The 17,493-nt window shown below is 60.1% G+C and carries 12 protein-coding genes and 4 tRNA genes; all 16 read left to right on the forward strand.

Annotation, left to right across the window (positions count from 1 at the left end; genetic code table 11):
- The first annotated feature begins 219 nt into the window (after positions 1-219).
- The 16 genes from AWB79_RS29020 (at position 220) to rpsG (ending at position 17,421) form a co-directional block, all read left to right on the forward strand.
- A tRNA-Tyr gene (locus tag AWB79_RS29020) sits at positions 220-305 on the forward strand.
- Positions 306-335: 30 nt separating this feature from the next.
- Positions 336-409: transfer RNA gene (locus AWB79_RS29025), tRNA-Gly, on the forward strand.
- Positions 410-424: 15 nt separating this feature from the next.
- Positions 425-499 (forward strand) — tRNA-Thr (locus AWB79_RS29030).
- Positions 500-560: 61 nt separating this feature from the next.
- Positions 561-1,751 (forward strand): elongation factor Tu, encoded by a 1,191-nt coding sequence (tuf, locus tag AWB79_RS29035; RefSeq protein WP_061170913.1) that lies wholly within the window; start codon positions 561-563, stop codon positions 1,749-1,751.
- Between the two features lie 67 nt (positions 1,752-1,818).
- A tRNA-Trp gene (locus AWB79_RS29040) sits at positions 1,819-1,894 on the forward strand.
- A gap of 35 nt (positions 1,895-1,929) precedes the next feature.
- Entirely contained in the window at positions 1,930-2,310 is a 381-nt protein-coding gene (gene secE / locus AWB79_RS29045; RefSeq protein ID WP_061170914.1) for a preprotein translocase subunit SecE, read from the forward strand.
- 1 nt (position 2,311) lies between these two features.
- Positions 2,312-2,869, forward strand: a complete 558-nt coding sequence (gene nusG, locus AWB79_RS29050; RefSeq protein WP_014192489.1) for a transcription termination/antitermination protein NusG — start codon at positions 2,312-2,314, stop codon at positions 2,867-2,869.
- 147 nt (positions 2,870-3,016) lie between these two features.
- A complete protein-coding gene (gene rplK / locus AWB79_RS29055; protein ID WP_061163555.1) occupies positions 3,017-3,448 on the forward strand; it encodes a 50S ribosomal protein L11 in 432 nt (143 codons plus the stop codon).
- Positions 3,449-4,147 (forward strand): 50S ribosomal protein L1, encoded by a 699-nt coding sequence (rplA, locus tag AWB79_RS29060; RefSeq protein WP_061170915.1) that lies wholly within the window; start codon positions 3,449-3,451, stop codon positions 4,145-4,147.
- A gap of 303 nt (positions 4,148-4,450) precedes the next feature.
- Entirely contained in the window at positions 4,451-4,948 is a 498-nt protein-coding gene (gene rplJ, locus AWB79_RS29065) for a 50S ribosomal protein L10 (protein ID WP_061170916.1), read from the forward strand.
- A gap of 83 nt (positions 4,949-5,031) precedes the next feature.
- Positions 5,032-5,406 (forward strand): 50S ribosomal protein L7/L12, encoded by a 375-nt coding sequence (rplL, locus tag AWB79_RS29070; protein ID WP_061170917.1) that lies wholly within the window; start codon positions 5,032-5,034, stop codon positions 5,404-5,406.
- Between the two features lie 368 nt (positions 5,407-5,774).
- A complete protein-coding gene (gene rpoB / locus AWB79_RS29075; protein ID WP_061170918.1) occupies positions 5,775-9,881 on the forward strand; it encodes a DNA-directed RNA polymerase subunit beta in 4,107 nt (1,368 codons plus the stop codon).
- Positions 9,882-9,902: 21 nt separating this feature from the next.
- Positions 9,903-14,150 (forward strand): DNA-directed RNA polymerase subunit beta', encoded by a 4,248-nt coding sequence (gene rpoC, locus AWB79_RS29080; RefSeq protein WP_061170919.1) that lies wholly within the window; start codon positions 9,903-9,905, stop codon positions 14,148-14,150.
- A gap of 167 nt (positions 14,151-14,317) precedes the next feature.
- The gene (gene recQ / locus AWB79_RS29085; RefSeq protein WP_061170920.1) at positions 14,318-16,165 is read left to right on the forward strand and encodes a DNA helicase RecQ; all 1,848 of its coding nucleotides are present in this window, start codon (positions 14,318-14,320) and stop codon (positions 16,163-16,165) included.
- 219 nt (positions 16,166-16,384) lie between these two features.
- Complete coding sequence (gene rpsL, locus AWB79_RS29090) at positions 16,385-16,765, forward strand: 30S ribosomal protein S12 (protein ID WP_006053290.1); 381 nt, start codon at positions 16,385-16,387, stop codon at positions 16,763-16,765.
- A gap of 185 nt (positions 16,766-16,950) precedes the next feature.
- On the forward strand, positions 16,951-17,421 hold the full coding sequence (gene rpsG, locus AWB79_RS29095) for a 30S ribosomal protein S7 (RefSeq protein WP_006053291.1): 471 nt from the start codon (positions 16,951-16,953) through the stop codon (positions 17,419-17,421).
- The last annotated feature ends 72 nt before the right edge of the window (positions 17,422-17,493 follow it).

The raw sequence follows: 17,493 nt of genomic DNA on the forward strand, positions 1-17,493 counted from the left end.
AGGACCGTGAAACGACTCCACGCCGATGATAGTGCGGATTCCCGTGTGAAAGTAGGTAATCGTCAGGCTCCTCATGCTTAAAGCAGAAAAAGGCCCCAGCTCGTTGAGTTGGGGCCTTTTTGCTTTTCATCGTACTATAAGTGAGAGCCTCGATTGTTTCGGGACGTAAGAAACGCTTGACAAGAGTGTGTTGTTACCCCATAATCGATAGTTCTCTGCGGAGGGGTGCCCGAGTGGCTAAAGGGGGCAGACTGTAAATCTGTTGGCTTACGCCTACGTTGGTTCGAATCCAACCTCCTCCACCAGAATTCAAGCGGTAAGGGAATCCAACCCAAGCGGGTGTAGCTCAATGGTAGAGCAGAAGCCTTCCAAGCTTACGACGAGGGTTCGATTCCCTTCACCCGCTCCAGTGTCGGTTTGTAGTGCCCATGTGGCTCAGTGGTAGAGCACTCCCTTGGTAAGGGAGAGGTCGGCAGTTCGATCCTGCCCATGGGCACCAGCTGTTCAGTCTAGTAAGTTGCGCGCGGCGCAAGGTGCGAAAATCCTGTTAGGAGTCGAAAATGGCCAAAGGTAAATTCGAGCGGACCAAGCCGCATGTGAACGTGGGCACGATCGGTCACGTTGACCACGGCAAGACCACGCTGACGGCAGCAATCACGACGGTGCTGACCAAGAAGTTCGGCGGCGAAGCAAAGGCGTACGACCAGATCGACGCAGCGCCGGAAGAAAAGGCGCGTGGTATCACGATCAACACCGCGCACGTCGAGTACGAAACGGCTAACCGCCACTACGCGCACGTCGACTGCCCGGGCCACGCTGACTATGTGAAGAACATGATCACGGGCGCGGCGCAGATGGACGGCGCAATCCTGGTGTGCTCGGCCGCTGACGGCCCGATGCCGCAAACGCGTGAGCACATCCTGCTGGCTCGCCAGGTCGGCGTGCCGTACATCATCGTGTTCCTGAACAAGTGCGACATGGTGGACGACGCCGAACTGCTCGAGCTCGTCGAAATGGAAGTGCGCGAACTTCTGTCGAAGTACGACTTCCCGGGCGACGACACCCCGATCATCAAGGGTTCGGCGAAGCTGGCGCTGGAAGGCGACGCGGGCGAACTGGGCGAAGTGGCGATCATGAGCCTGGCCGACGCGCTGGACACGTACATCCCGACGCCGGAGCGCGCGGTTGACGGTTCGTTCCTGATGCCGGTGGAAGACGTGTTCTCGATCTCGGGTCGCGGCACGGTGGTGACGGGTCGTATCGAGCGTGGCCTGGTGAAGGTCGGCGAGGAAATCGAAATCGTCGGTATCAAGCCGACGGTGAAGACGACCTGCACGGGCGTGGAAATGTTCCGCAAGCTGCTCGACCAAGGTCAGGCAGGCGACAACGTTGGTATCCTGCTGCGCGGCACGAAGCGTGAAGACGTGGAGCGCGGCCAGGTTCTGGCCAAGCCGGGTTCGATCACGCCGCACACGCACTTCACGGCTGAAGTGTATGTGCTGAGCAAGGACGAAGGCGGCCGTCATACGCCGTTCTTCAACAACTACCGTCCGCAGTTCTACTTCCGTACGACGGACGTGACGGGCTCGATCGAGCTGCCGAAGGACAAAGAAATGGTGATGCCGGGCGACAACGTGTCGATCACGGTGAAGCTGATCGCTCCGATCGCCATGGAAGAAGGTCTGCGCTTCGCCATCCGTGAAGGCGGCCGTACCGTCGGCGCCGGTGTCGTGGCAAAGATTATCGAGTAAGAGCCAGAGATCTTCTCGGTAGTTAGCGGTTTCGGGGTCGGCTAAACCGGTCGGCCCCAAATGGTTTAGGGGTATAGCTCAACTGGCAGAGCGTCGGTCTCCAAAACCGAAGGTTGGGGGTTCGATTCCCTCTGCCCCTGCCAAAATTCTTGCGCCAAGTGGCGCTGTTTAAGGTGTTATGGCGAATCCTTCCGTCGAAACTGTAAATACTTCCGGCGACAAGTTGATGTTGGTGGCGGGCGTATTGTTGGTCTTGGCCGGGTTCGTAGGGTTCTTCTGGCTGAATGGCCAAGAGTGGTACGTCCGCGGCGCAGCGCTTGCTGTTGGTGTTATCGCGGGTGTCGCAGTCGGTCTTTTCTCTGCGCCGGGCAAAGGCTTTATCGCCTTCGCCAAAGACTCGTACAAGGAAGTCCGCAAGGTGGTCTGGCCAACTCGCAAAGAGGCCACGCAAACAACCTTGGTGGTCTTCGCGTTTGTTCTGATCATGGCCATATTCCTTTGGCTTAGCGATAAGTCGATCGAATGGGTGATTTTCTCGGCGATTCTGGGTTGGAAATGATATGAGCGATACTCCGACATCCCCGAGCGGAAAGCGTTGGTATGTGGTGCACGCCTACTCCGGTATGGAGAAGAGCGTGCAACGCGCGCTTCAAGAGCGCATCGAACGCGCTGGCATGCAAGATCAATTCGGTCAGATTCTCGTCCCGACCGAAGAGGTGGTGGAAGTAAAAGGCGGTCACAAGTCGGTCACTGAGCGTCGTTTCTTCCCGGGCTACGTCCTGGTTGAAATGGAAATGACGGACGAAACCTGGCACCTGGTCAAAAACACGGCCAAGGTTACCGGTTTCGTTGGCGGTGCCCGCAATCGCCCAAGCCCCATCTCGCCGCGTGAAGTCGAAAAGATCATGTCGCAGATGCAGGAAGGCGTTGAGAAGCCGCGGCCGAAGACGCTTTTCGAAGTGGGTGAAATGGTCCGCGTGAAGGAAGGTCCGTTCACGGACTTCAACGGCAACGTCGAAGAAGTGAACTACGAAAAGTCCCGGGTCCGAGTTTCTGTCACGATTTTCGGGCGCTCGACACCGGTCGAACTCGAGTTCGGTCAGGTCGAAAAGCTTTAATCGAATACATCGCGCGTGGCTTTCGAGCCATCGCGCGATTCGCGCTTACGGTCCGCGTTATGACCGTTGAGGAGCGTCAGTACGCGGTAACGCAGAACGCGCGCTATCACTCACCGAACGCTCGCGCGTTCAGCAGAGGTTTTCAACATGGCAAAGAAAATCATCGGCTTTATCAAGCTGCAGATTCCTGCAGGTAAAGCCAACCCGTCGCCGCCGGTCGGTCCGGCACTGGGCCAGCGCGGCCTGAACATCATGGAGTTCTGCAAGGCGTTCAACGCGCAGACTCAGGGCATGGAGCCGGGTCTGCCGGTGCCGGTCGTCATCACGGCATTCGCGGACAAGAGCTTCACGTTCATCATGAAGACGCCGCCGGCTACCGTTCTGATCAAGAAGGCAGCCGCTGTGCAGAAGGGTTCGGCAAAGCCGCACACCGACAAGGTCGGTAACATCACCCGCGCTCAAGCGGAAGAAATCGCGAAGACCAAGATGCCTGACCTCACGGCAGCTGATCTGGACGCAGCCGTGCGCACGATCGCCGGCAGCGCGCGTTCGATGGGCATCACTGTGGAGGGCGTGTAAATGGCTAAGCTTTCTAAGCGCCTTCAGGCATTCGCAAGCAAGGTCGATCGCCAGAAGCTGTACGCGATCGACGACGCACTGGCTCTCGTGAAGGAATGCGCGAGCGCAAAGTTCGACGAGTCGATCGACGTTGCTGTTCAACTCGGCATTGACGCGAAGAAGTCGGACCAGGTCGTTCGTGGTTCCGTGGTTCTGCCGGCTGGTACCGGCAAGTCGGTTCGCGTGGCAGTCTTCGCGCAAGGCGACAAGGCTGAACAAGCTCGCGCAGCAGGCGCGGATGTGGTCGGCATGGAAGATCTGGCTGAGCAAGTCAAGGCCGGCAACCTGAACTTCGACGTCGTGATCGCATCGCCGGACACGATGCGCGTGGTCGGTACGCTGGGTCAGATCCTGGGCCCGCGTGGCCTGATGCCGAACCCGAAGGTCGGCACCGTGACGCCGGACGTCGCTCAAGCTGTGAAGAACGCGAAGGCCGGTCAGGTGCAATTTCGTGTCGACAAGGCCGGTATCATCCACGGCACGATCGGTCGCGCATCGTTCGAGCCGGCATCGCTGCGTCAGAACCTTTCGGCGCTGATCGAAGCGCTGCAAAAGGCAAAGCCGGCGACGAGCAAGGGCGTGTACCTGCGCAAGATCGCGGTGTCGAGCACGATGGGCGTTGGCGTTCGCGTGGATCAAGCCACGCTGGCGCAACAGTAAGAATCTTAGGCGCGGTCGAATGGCCGCGTCTCTTAAAGGGCTTTGGGCGGTTGTTTTGCAGCAAGTCAGCGGAGCAACCGGTTGTCAAAGACCGTTGGTGGCGGTGCAGTAAGCAGGCAGCGCCTTAATTCAAGCCAACGCAGATGGCGAACCCGAAACAGTTTTGCAGTGGTTGAAGTCGGTTGTCGAACGTCGTGAGACGATTCACCAATCGATCGAAATACTCCTAACAGTCGGACGCCGTTGTTGAACGTGGTGCATGAGGGTAGTTCGCCCGAGTGCATCGAATCTGGAGGTTTAACCGTGCCACTGAACAAAGAAGATAAGCAGGCAGTCGTCGCTGAAGTCGCCGCGCAAGTCGCGAAGGCTCAGACGATGGTGCTCGCTGAGTATCGTGGGATCACGGTTGGCGATCTGACCAAGCTGCGCGCGAAAGCGCGTGAGCAACAAGTGTATCTCCGCGTGTTGAAGAACACGCTGGCGCGTCGCGCCGTCGAAGGTACGCCGTTCGCTCCGCTGGCTGAGCAGATGACTGGTCCTCTGATCTACGGCATCTCGGAAGATGCCATTGCCGCTGCCAAGGTCGTCAACGACTTCGGCAAGAGCAATGACAAGTTGATCATCAAGGCTGGTTCCTACGAAGGCAAAGTGATGGACAAGGCAGGCGTGCAAGCGCTGGCCAGCATCCCGAGCCGCGAAGAACTGCTCTCCAAGCTGCTGTTCGTCATGCAGGCTCCTGTTTCCGGCTTTGCGCGCGCTCTGGCCGCGCTGGCTGAAAAGAAGCAGAGCGAAGCTGCGTAACGACCGCGCTTGGGCGCCAGTCGCTTAAGTTAGGCAAAGCTAGATCGCTAGCTCGATCCGAATTCAATTTAGGAGTATTTCAAATGGCAATCGCAAAAGAAGACATCCTGGAAGCCGTTGGCTCGATGTCCGTTCTGGAACTGAACGAGCTGGTCAAGGCGTTCGAAGAGAAGTTTGGCGTGTCGGCAGCTGCTGTTGCAGTCGCTGGCCCGGCAGGCGGCGGCGCTGCTGCTGCTGCTGAAGAGCAAACCGAGTTCACCGTGAACCTGCTCGAAGCAGGCGCGAACAAGGTTTCCGTCATCAAGGCAGTTCGCGAACTGACGGGTCTCGGCCTGAAGGAAGCGAAGGACCTGGTTGACGGCGCACCGAAGCCCATCAAGGAAGCGGTGCCCAAGGCTGCTGCTGAAGAAGCGAAGAAGAAGCTGGAAGACGCTGGCGCGAAGGCTGAAATCAAGTAAGTTTCATTGCGCTATGCGAAGGCTGGCGGTTTTTACCGCCGGCCTTTTTGTGCTTTATGGGGACGTCGTTTTGATGCCATTGGGCATGTAAAAATGTCTCGATAGAGGCCAAAGAAAACACCGCGGAGCGGAAGAAGTTTCCGATTGTTTTCTTTGTCTTCTGAAGCGACTGCAGAAGGCAAGTTTGGTCGGGTAGCGGGAAACACAGGCATCCGCTGCCGTCAGCCAGCGGTTGGTAGCGGCCAACCACCAAGCTTCTAGATTCGCGCGTCCTCCCCGGACACTCGCGCGGGTCTCAGTCGGTGAACACCGGGTCGTGACATCGAGGTATCCCGCCTCGGTAACACCCGCCGTGATTCGGAGATCGTATGCAATATTCCTTCACCGAGAAGAAGCGTATTCGCAAGAGTTTCGCGAAGCGCCCCATCGTTCACCAAGTTCCCTTTTTGCTGGCGACCCAGCTTGAATCATTCCAGACGTTTCTGCAAGCAGAGACGTCTTCTTCGCAGCGCAAGGCAGAAGGCTTGCAGGCTGCGTTCAGTTCTGTTTTCCCGATTGTCTCGCACAACGGTTTCGCGCGGCTCGAGTTCGTCAGCTACATGCTGTCGTCGCCCGCGTTCAACATCAAGGAATGCCAGCAGCGTGGCCTGACGTACTGCTCCGCGCTGCGCGCGAAAGTGCGTCTGGTTCTGCTCGACAAGGAATCCCCGAGCAAGCCGGTCGTCAAGGAAGTGAAGGAGCAGGAAGTGTACATGGGCGAAATTCCGCTCATGACGCCGACCGGCTCGTTCGTCATCAACGGCACTGAGCGCGTGATCGTGTCGCAGCTCCACCGTTCGCCTGGCGTGTTCTTCGAGCACGACAAGGGCAAGACGCACAGCTCCGGCAAGCTGCTGTTCTCGGCGCGGATTATTCCTTATCGCGGTTCGTGGCTCGACTTCGAATTCGACCCGAAAGACGTGCTGTACTTCCGCGTCGACCGTCGCCGCAAGATGCCGGTCACGATCCTGCTGAAGGCAATCGGCATGACGCCGGAGCAGATCCTCGCGAACTTCTTCGTGTTCGACAACTTCGGCCTGATGAGCGAAGGCGCGCAGATGGAATTCGTTCCTGAGCGTCTGCGCGGCGAAGTCGCGCGCTTCGATATCCAGGATCGCGATGGCAATGTCATCGTCACGAAGGACAAGCGCATCAACGCGAAGCACATTCGCGATCTCGAGAACGCCAAGACGAAGTTCATCTCGGTGCCCGAGGAGTACTTGCTTGGCCGCGTGCTGGCGAAGAACGTGATCGACCCCGAAACGGGCGAAGTGATCGCGAACGCCAACGAGGAAATCACCGAAACGGTGCTTGAGAAGCTCCGCGAGGCGAAGGTCAAGGACATCCAGACCCTCTACACGAACGATCTGGACCAGGGCCCGTACATCTCGTCGACGCTGCGTATCGACGAAACCGCCGACAAGATGGCTGCGCGCATCGCGATCTATCGCATGATGCGCCCGGGCGAGCCGCCGACCGAGGAAGCGGTCGAGGCGCTGTTCAACCGTCTGTTCTACAGCGAAGACGCGTACGACCTGTCGAAGGTCGGCCGCATGAAGTTCAACCGCCGCGTTGGTCGTGACGAGATCATCGGACCGATGACGCTGCAGGACGACGACATCCTCGCGACCATCAAGATCCTCGTCGAGCTGCGTAACGGCAAGGGCGAAGTGGACGATATCGACCACTTGGGCAATCGCCGCGTGCGTTGCGTCGGCGAACTCGCGGAGAACCAGTTCCGCGCGGGTCTCGTGCGTGTCGAACGCGCAGTCAAGGAGCGCCTCGGCCAGGCCGAAAGCGAAAACCTGATGCCGCACGACCTGATCAACTCGAAGCCGATTTCGTCGGCGATCCGCGAGTTCTTCGGTTCGTCGCAGCTTTCGCAGTTCATGGACCAGACCAACCCGCTGTCGGAAATCACGCACAAGCGTCGTGTTTCCGCACTAGGACCGGGCGGTTTGACGCGCGAGCGCGCGGGCTTCGAAGTCCGTGACGTGCATCCGACGCACTATGGCCGTGTGTGCCCGATCGAAACGCCGGAAGGTCCGAACATCGGTCTGATCAACTCGCTCGCTCTGTACGCGCACCTGAACGAATACGGCTTCCTCGAAACGCCGTACCGCAAGGTCGTGGACAGCAAGGTGACCGACCAGATCGACTATCTGTCGGCGATCGAAGAAGGCCGTTACGTGATCGCTCAGGCGAACGCGGCAGTCGGCGAAGACGGCACGTTGACCGACGAACTCGTGTCCTCGCGCGAAGCGGGCGAAACGATGATGGTCACGCCGGACCGCATCCAGTACATGGACGTGGCGCCGTCGCAGATCGTGTCGGTGGCCGCATCGCTGATTCCGTTCCTCGAGCACGACGACGCGAACCGCGCGTTGATGGGTTCGAACATGCAGCGTCAGGCCGTGCCTTGCCTGCGTCCGGAAAAGCCGGTCGTCGGTACGGGTATCGAGCGCACGGTTGCGGTCGACTCGGGTACGACGGTTCAGGCGCTGCGTGGCGGCGTGGTGGATTACGTGGACGCAGGCCGTATCGTGATTCGCGTGAACGACGATGAGGCTGTTGCAGGCGACGTCGGCGTGGACATCTACAACCTGATCAAGTACACGCGTTCGAACCAGAACACGAACATCAACCAGCGTCCGATCGCGAAGGTTGGCGACAAGGTTGCTCGTGGCGACGTGCTGGCTGACGGCGCATCGACCGATCTGGGCGAGCTCGCGCTCGGTCAGAACATGCTGGTCGCGTTCATGCCGTGGAACGGCTACAACTTCGAAGACTCGATTTTGATCTCGGAGAAGGTCGTTGCGGACGATCGCTACACGTCGATCCACATCGAAGAACTGAACGTCGTTGCTCGCGACACGAAGCTCGGACCGGAAGAAATCACGCGCGATATTTCGAACCTCGCGGAAGTGCAGCTTGGCCGACTGGACGAGTCGGGTATCGTGTACATCGGCGCGGAAGTCGAAGCGGGTGACGTGCTGGTCGGCAAGGTCACGCCGAAGGGCGAAACCCAGCTGACGCCGGAAGAAAAGCTCCTGCGCGCGATCTTCGGCGAGAAGGCCTCGGACGTGAAGGACACGTCGCTGCGCGTGCCGTCGGGCATGAGCGGCACGGTGATCGACGTGCAGGTGTTCACGCGCGAAGGCATCACGCGTGACAAGCGTGCGCAACAGATCATCGACGACGAACTGAAGCGCTATCGCCTCGACCTGAACGACCAGCTGCGCATCGTGGAAGGCGACGCGTTCTCGCGTCTCGCCCGTATGCTGAACGGCAAGATCGCGAACGGCGGTCCGAAGAAGCTCGCGAAGGGCACGGCGATCGACCTCCCGTACCTCGAAGATCTCGACCACTACCACTGGTTCGACATCCGACTGGCGGACGAAGAAGCAGCGGCACAGCTGGAAGCAATCAAGGACTCGATCGAGCAGAAGCGTCACCAGTTCGACCTCGCGTTCGAAGAGAAGCGCAAGAAGCTCACGCAAGGCGACGAACTGCCGCCGGGCGTGCTGAAGATGGTCAAGGTGTATCTCGCCGTGAAGCGTCGCCTGCAGCCGGGCGACAAGATGGCGGGCCGTCACGGTAACAAGGGTGTGGTGTCGAAGATCGTTCCGATCGAAGACATGCCGTACATGGCAGACGGCCGTCCGGCCGACGTCGTGCTGAATCCGCTCGGCGTGCCCTCGCGGATGAACGTGGGTCAGATTCTCGAAGTGCATCTGGGCTGGGCCGCGAAGGGTCTCGGCTGGCGTATCGGCGAAATGCTGCAGCGTCAGACCAAGATCGAGGAAATGCGCCAGTTCCTCACGAAGATCTACAACGAGTCGGGCCGTCAGGAAGAGCTGGAAAGCTTCTCCGACGACGAAATCCTCGAACTCGCGAGGAATCTGCGTGAAGGCGTGCCGTTCGCGACGCCGGTGTTCGACGGTGCGACGGAAGACGAAATGTCGCGCGCGCTCGATCTGGCCTACCCGGACGAAATCGCCACGAACCTCGGCATGACGCCGTCGAAGAACCAGGTCACGCTGTACGACGGCCGCACCGGCGAAGCATTCGAGCGCACGGTCACGGTCGGCTACATGCACTACCTGAAGCTGCACCACCTGGTCGACGACAAGATGCACGCACGTTCGACCGGTCCGTACTCGCTCGTCACGCAGCAGCCGCTGGGTGGTAAGGCGCAGTTCGGTGGTCAGCGCTTCGGTGAGATGGAAGTGTGGGCACTGGAAGCGTACGGCGCGTCGTATGTGCTGCAGGAAATGCTGACGGTCAAGTCGGACGACGTGACGGGCCGGACCAAGGTTTATGAGAACCTCGTCAAGGGCGACCACGTGATCGACGCGGGCATGCCGGAATCCTTCAACGTGTTGGTGAAGGAAATCCGCTCGCTCGGTATTGATATCGATCTGGACCGCAACTAATCGGACTACGGAGAGAAAGCAATGAAAGCTCTGCTCGATCTATTCAAGCAAGTCCAACAAGAAGAAGTTTTTGATGCGATCAAGATCGGCCTCGCGTCGCCTGACAAGATTCGTTCTTGGTCGTTCGGCGAAGTGAAGAAGCCGGAGACCATCAACTACCGCACGTTCAAGCCGGAGCGGGATGGTCTGTTCTGCGCGAAGATCTTTGGTCCGATCAAGGACTATGAATGCCTTTGCGGCAAGTACAAGCGCCTGAAGCATCGCGGCGTGATCTGCGAGAAGTGCGGCGTCGAAGTGACGCTGGCGAAGGTGCGTCGTGAGCGGATGGGCCACATCGAACTGGCCTCGCCGGTCGCGCACATCTGGTTCCTGAAGTCGCTGCCGTCGCGTCTGGGCATGGTGCTCGACATGACGCTGCGCGACATCGAGCGCGTGCTGTACTTCGAAGCATACGTGGTGATCGATCCGGGCATGACGCCGCTGAAAGCGCGGCAGATCATGACGGAAGAGGATTACTACAACAAGGTCGAAGAGTACGGCGACGAATTCCGTGCCGAAATGGGCGCGGAAGGCGTGCGCGAACTGCTGCGCGCGATCAATATCGACGAACAGGTCGAGATGCTGCGCACCGAACTCAAGAACACGGGTTCGGAAGCGAAGATCAAGAAGTATGCGAAGCGCCTGAAGGTGCTCGAGGCGTTCCAGCGTTCGGGCATCAAGCCTGACTGGATGGTGCTCGAAGTGCTGCCGGTGCTGCCGCCGGAACTGCGTCCGCTCGTGCCGCTGGACGGCGGCCGTTTCGCGACGTCGGACCTGAACGACCTGTATCGCCGCGTGATCAACCGTAACAACCGGTTGAAGCGTCTGCTCGAACTGAAGGCGCCTGAAATCATCGTCCGCAACGAAAAGCGGATGCTGCAGGAAGCCGTCGACTCGCTGCTCGACAATGGCCGTCGCGGCAAGGCGATGACCGGCGCGAACAAGCGTCCGCTGAAGTCGCTCGCTGACATGATCAAGGGTAAGGGCGGTCGTTTCCGTCAGAACCTGCTCGGTAAGCGCGTGGACTACTCGGGCCGTTCGGTGATCGTGGTCGGCCCGACGCTCAAGCTGCATCAGTGCGGTCTGCCGAAGCTGATGGCGCTCGAACTGTTCAAGCCTTTCATCTTCAACAAGCTGGAAGTGATGGGCGTTGCTACGACCATCAAGGCCGCGAAGAAGGAAGTCGAGAACCAGACGCCGGTGGTGTGGGACATCTTGGAAGAGGTGATCCGCGAACATCCAGTCATGCTGAACCGCGCGCCTACGCTTCACCGTCTCGGCATTCAGGCTTTCGAGCCGGTGCTGATCGAAGGTAAGGCGATTCAGCTTCACCCGCTCGTCTGCGCGGCGTTCAACGCCGACTTCGACGGTGACCAGATGGCCGTTCACGTGCCGCTGTCGCTCGAAGCGCAGATGGAAGCGCGCACGCTCATGCTGGCGTCGAACAACGTCCTGTTCCCGGCGAACGGCGATCCGTCGATCGTGCCGTCGCAGGATATCGTGCTGGGCCTGTACTACGCATCGCGTGAAGCGGTGAACGGCAAGGGCGAAGGCATGACGTTCACGGGCGTGTCGGAAGTGATCCGCGCGTACGAGAACAAGGAAGTCGAGCTGGCTTCGCGCGTCAACGTGCGTATCACCGAAATGGTGGCGAACGAGGACACGAGCGAAGGCGCGCCGAAGTTCGTGCCGAAGATTTCGCTGTACGCGACGACCGTCGGCCGTTCGATCCTGTCGGAGATTCTGCCGCCGGGTCTGCCGTTCACGGTGCTGAACAAGCCGCTGAAGAAGAAGCAGATCTCGCAGCTGATCAACACGGCGTTCCGCAAGTGCGGTCTGCGCGAAACGGTGATCTTCGCCGACCAGCTGATGCAGATGGGTTTCCGTCTTGCAACGCGCGCCGGTATCTCGATCTGCGTGGACGACATGCTCGTGCCGCCGCAGAAAGAGACGATCGTCGGCGACGCCGCGAAGAAGGTGAAGGAATACGACCGTCAGTACATGTCGGGTCTCGTCACCGCGCAGGAACGCTACAACAACGTGGTCGACATCTGGTCGGCGACGTCGGAAGCGGTCGGCAAGGCGATGATGGAGCAGCTCGCAACCGAGCCGGTCACGGATCGTGACGGCAACGAAACGAAGCAGGAGTCGTTCAACTCCATCTACATGATGGCTGACTCGGGCGCGCGTGGTTCCGCGGTGCAGATTCGTCAGCTGGCCGGTATGCGCGGCCTGATGGCGAAGCCGGACGGTTCGATTATCGAAACGCCGATTACCGCGAACTTCCGCGAAGGCCTGAACGTGTTGCAGTACTTCATCTCCACGCACGGTGCTCGTAAGGGTCTGGCGGATACGGCGTTGAAGACCGCGAACTCGGGTTACCTGACGCGTCGTCTCGTGGACGTGACGCAGGATCTGGTCGTCGTCGAAGATGATTGCGGCACGTCGAACGGCGTGGCGATGAAGGCGTTGGTCGAAGGCGGTGAAGTCGTCGAAGCGCTGCGTGATCGTATTCTCGGTCGCGTCGCGGTGGCGGACGTCGTCAATCCGGAAACGCAGGAAACGATTTACGCTTCGGGCGACCTGCTCGACGAAGACGCGGTCGAGAAGATCGAAAGCCTCGGCATCGACGAAGTGCGCGTGCGCACGCCGCTCACCTGCGAAACGCGTTATGGCCTGTGCGCCGCGTGCTACGGCCGCGACCTGGGCCGCGGCTCGCGCGTGAACGTCGGTGAGGCAGTCGGTGTGATCGCTGCTCAGTCGATCGGCGAGCCGGGCACGCAGCTGACGATGCGTACGTTCCACATCGGTGGTGCGGCATCGCGTGCGGCGGTGGCTTCGACGGTGGAAGCGAAGTCGAACGGTACGGTGCGCTTCACGGCCACGATGCGTTATGTCACGAATGCGAAGGGTGAGCAGGTCGTCATCTCGCGTTCGGGCGAGGCGATCATCGCGGACGACTTCGGTCGCGAACGTGAGCGTCACAAGGTGCCGTACGGCGCGACGCTGCTGCAGCTCGACGGCGCGCAGATCAAGGCCGGTGCGCAACTGGCACAATGGGATCCGCTGACCCGTCCGATCATCACCGAGTGGGGCGGTACGGTGAAGTTCGAAAACGTCGAGGAAGGCGTGACCGTTGCGAAGCAGATCGACGACGTGACCGGTCTTTCGACCCTGGTCGTGATCGACGTGAAGCGTCGCGGTTCGCAAGCCTCGAAGAGCGTGCGTCCGCAGGTGAAACTGCTCGACGCGAACGGCGAGGAAGTGAAGATCCCGAACACCGAGCATTCGGTGCAGATCGGCTTCCAGGTCGGCGCGCTGATCACCGTGAAGGATGGTCAGCAAGTGCAGGTCGGTGAAGTGCTGGCGCGTATCCCGGTTGAAGCGCAGAAGACGCGTGACATTACCGGCGGTCTGCCGCGCGTGGCCGAACTGTTCGAAGCGCGCTCGCCGAAGGACGCGGGTATTCTCGCGGAAGTCACGGGCACGACGTCGTTCGGTAAGGACACGAAGGGCAAGCAGCGTCTCGTCATCACGGACCTCGAGGGCAATCAGCACGAGTTCCTGATCGCGAAGGAAAAGCAGGTGCTGGTGCACGATGGTCAGGTCGTCAACAAGGGCGAAATGATCGTGGACGGCCCCGCCGATCCGCACGACATCCTGCGTCTGCAGGGTATCGAGGCGCTGTCGCGCTACATCGTGGACGAAGTGCAGGACGTGTACCGTCTGCAGGGCGTGAAGATCAACGACAAGCACATTGAAGTGATCGTGCGTCAGATGCTGCGCCGCGTGCAGATTACCGACAACGGTGATACGCGTTTCATCCCTGGCGAACAAGTCGAGCGTTCGGACATGCTCGACGAGAACGACAAGATGATCGCGGAAGACAAGCGTCCGGCTTCGTATGACAACGTGCTGCTCGGTATCACGAAGGCATCGCTCTCGACCGACTCGTTCATCTCGGCGGCGTCGTTCCAGGAAACGACGCGCGTGCTGACCGAAGCGGCGATCATGGGCAAGCGCGACGATCTGCGTGGCCTGAAGGAAAACGTGATCGTCGGCCGTCTGATTCCGGCCGGTACGGGTCTCGCGTTCCACAAGGCGCGCCGTGCGAAGGAGTCGTCGGATCGCGAGCGTTTCGACCAGATCGCAGCCGAAGAGGCTTTCGATTTCGGTACGCCGGAAACCCCGGCAGCGGAACAGCAGCAGCCGCATACGACCGGCGAGTAAGCTTCGCTTTGTCGCAGTAGCATCGAACCGCCCGGCCTCGGCTGGGCGGTTTTTTTTCGCCTGCACGGTTCGCCGCGTGGCCTCTGCCGTTCGGCCAACGCGGTTTTCACGCGTGCATGCGTTGGTAGAATTCGTTATCTCTCACGCCGCATTGCGTCTTTCCGCTCATGTCCCGTTCGCTCGAAATACTCAACGAAATCTTCGGCTATCCCGCGTTTCGCGGCCAACAGGCGGAGATCGTCGAGCATGTCGCGAACGGCGGCGATTCGCTCGTGTTGATGCCCACGGGCGGCGGCAAGTCGCTGTGCTATCAGATTCCATCGCTCGTGCGGCGCGAAGAAGGGTTCGGCGCGGGCATCGTCGTGTCGCCGCTCATCGCGTTGATGCAGGATCAGGTCGCCGCGTTGACCGAAGTCGGCGTGAGGGCGGCGTATCTGAATTCCACGCTGTCGGGCGCGGAAGCCGCCGCGACTGAGCGCGCGTTGCGCAATGGCGAGATCGATTTACTGTACGTCGCGCCCGAGCGCCTCATGACGCCGCGTTTTCTCGATCTGCTCGACAGCGCGCCGGTCGGGCTGTTCGCGATCGACGAAGCGCACTGCGTATCGCAATGGGGCCACGATTTCCGTCCCGAATACATTCAGCTTTCCGTGCTGCACGAGCGTTTTCCGGAGGTGCCGCGCATCGCGCTGACGGCAACCGCGGACGCCATCACGCGCGACGAAATCGTGCATCGGCTCGCGCTCGACGACGCGCGCATCTTCGTTTCGAGCTTCGATCGGCCGAATATTCGTTACCGGATCGTCGAAAAGGACAATGCGCGCTCGCAATTGCTCGACTTCATACGCGCCGAGCACACAAACAAGGACGGCACGACCGACGCCGGCGTTGTGTACTGCCTGTCGCGCCGCAAGGTCGAGGAAACCGCGGAATGGCTGAAAGGCCAGGGCGTTCGCGCGTTGCCGTATCACGCGGGCATGGAGTTCGAGATCCGGCAGAAGCATCAGGAGATGTTTCAGCGCGAGGAGGGCATCGTCATGTGCGCGACGATCGCGTTCGGCATGGGCATCGACAAGCCGGATGTTCGCTTCGTCGCGCATCTGGATTTGCCGAAGAGCGTCGAAGGCTACTATCAGGAGACCGGCCGCGCGGGCCGCGACGGCATGCCGGCGAACGCGTGGATGGCCTACGGTCTGGGCGATGTCGTGCAGCAGCGCAAGATGATCGACGAATCCGAGGCCGACGATGCGCACAAGCGCGTACAGACCGGCAAGCTCGACGCGCTGCTCGGATTGTGCGAGGTGGCGTCGTGCCGTCGCGTTCGACTGCTCGCTTACTTCGGCGAGGCGAGCAAGCCGTGTGGCAATTGCGACACGTGTCTGGAGCCGCCCGCATCGTTCGACGCCACGCGTGAGGCGCAGATGGCGCTGTCGTGCGTCTATCGTGCGCAGAAGGCGAGCGGTTTTCACTTCGGCGCGGGACATTTGATCGACATTCTGCGCGGCACTCGCAGTGAGAAAGTGCTGCAGCGCGGACATGAAAAGATTTCGACGTTCGGCGTGGGCGCGGCGCTCTCCGAAGCCGAATGGCGCGCCGTGTTCCGCCAATTGGTCGCGTTTGGCTATCTTGCCGTCGATCACGAAGGATTCGGCTCGCTCGTGCTGACCGACGCTAGCAAGTCGGTGCTCAAGGGTGAAGAGCCGGTCACGTTGCGCAAGTACGTGAAGCCGGTGCGTACGCGGCAGTCATCGGCTCGCACGGGCGAGCGTGCCGATCCGACCGCCGGCATGTCGCCGCGCGAGAAGTCGCGCTGGGAGCGTCTGCGCGCGTGGCGGGCGGAAACGGCGAAGAGCGACGGCGTGCCCGCCTATGTCATCTTCCACGACGCGACGCTGGCGGAAATCGCGCGAAGCGATCCCGACACCATCGAAGATTTGCGACACATTCCCGGCATCGGCGTGCGCAAACTCGAGCGTTTCGGCGACGAGTTGCTCGATGTCGTAGGCTCCGACTGACAACCTCCGCCGCAAAAGCCGCGGAAATCCCCGCAACGTATTGACCCAATTGGGATTTTCGGAATATCATGCTTGGTTCTCGTTCTTGGTCCGCCTTCGGATCCGGCTTAGGGCTGGATGCGCGATGTGGAATTCATCGGCGAGATTGTTAAACGCGCAATTCTTTTCGCTTTGCCCGTAAGAAGCTGCGCGGAAATTGTTCATTTTTAGGATTAGACAATGCCAACCATCAATCAACTGGTTCGCAAAGGCCGCACGTCGGAAACGACGAAGAGCAAGTCGCCGGCCCTGCAGGACTGCCCTCAGCGTCGTGGCGTGTGCACCCGTGTGTACACGACGACGCCGAAGAAGCCGAACTCGGCACTCCGTAAGGTCGCCAAGGTTCGTCTGACGAACGGCTTCGAAGTCATTTCGTACATCGGTGGTGAAGGCCACAACCTGCAAGAGCACTCGGTCGTGCTGATCCGCGGCGGCCGTGTGAAGGACTTGCCTGGTGTGCGTTATCACATGGTTCGTGGCTCGCTGGATACCCAGGGCGTCAAGGATCGTAAGCAGGCTCGCTCGAAGTACGGCGCGAAGCGTGCCAAGGCTGGCAAGTAAGTCGCCCGCCTGCAGTAGAAGAATCAGGTCGCCGCAAGGCGGTTTAGGCGGTGGTGCCGGAATTGCCGGTGCTATCGAGTAAGTGGTCACCCGGCCAAGCTGGTTTAGTCGAATAGATGGATCGGGTTAGTTGGTGGCCGCGGGGCGGGAAAATCCGCTCCAACTGAAAAAGTAAAGGAAGAATCATGCCGCGTCGTCGCGAAGTCCCCAAGCGGGAAGTGTTGCCGGATCCGAAGTTCGGCAACGTAGATGTAGCCAAGTTCATGAACGTGCTGATGCTCTCCGGCAAGAAGTCGGTTGCCGAGCGTATCGTGTACGGCGCTTTTGAACAAATCCAGACCAAGGGTGGCAAGGACCCGCTGGAAGTGTTCACGGTTGCGCTCAACAACGTGAAGCCGGTGGTCGAAGTGAAGAGCCGTCGCGTTGGTGGTGCCAACTATCAGGTTCCGGTCGAAGTGCGTCCCTCGCGTCGTATGGCATTGGCGATGCGTTGGTTGCGTGAAGCCGCGAAGAAGCGCAGCGAAAAGTCGATGGCCCTGCGTCTCGCAGGTGAACTCTCGGAAGCCGCGGAAGGCCGCGGCGGCGCAATGAAGAAGCGCGACGAAGTTCACCGCATGGCGGAGGCCAACAAGGCATTCTCGCACTTCCGTTTCTAAGCTCCCGCTCATAGGGCAAACGGAAAAATCAGGGCGGGTGCGCTACTCCAGGCGCCTCGCCCGTTTGTGTTA

Source organism: Caballeronia hypogeia, assembly GCF_001544875.2.
Taxonomy (GTDB): domain Bacteria; phylum Pseudomonadota; class Gammaproteobacteria; order Burkholderiales; family Burkholderiaceae; genus Caballeronia; species Caballeronia hypogeia.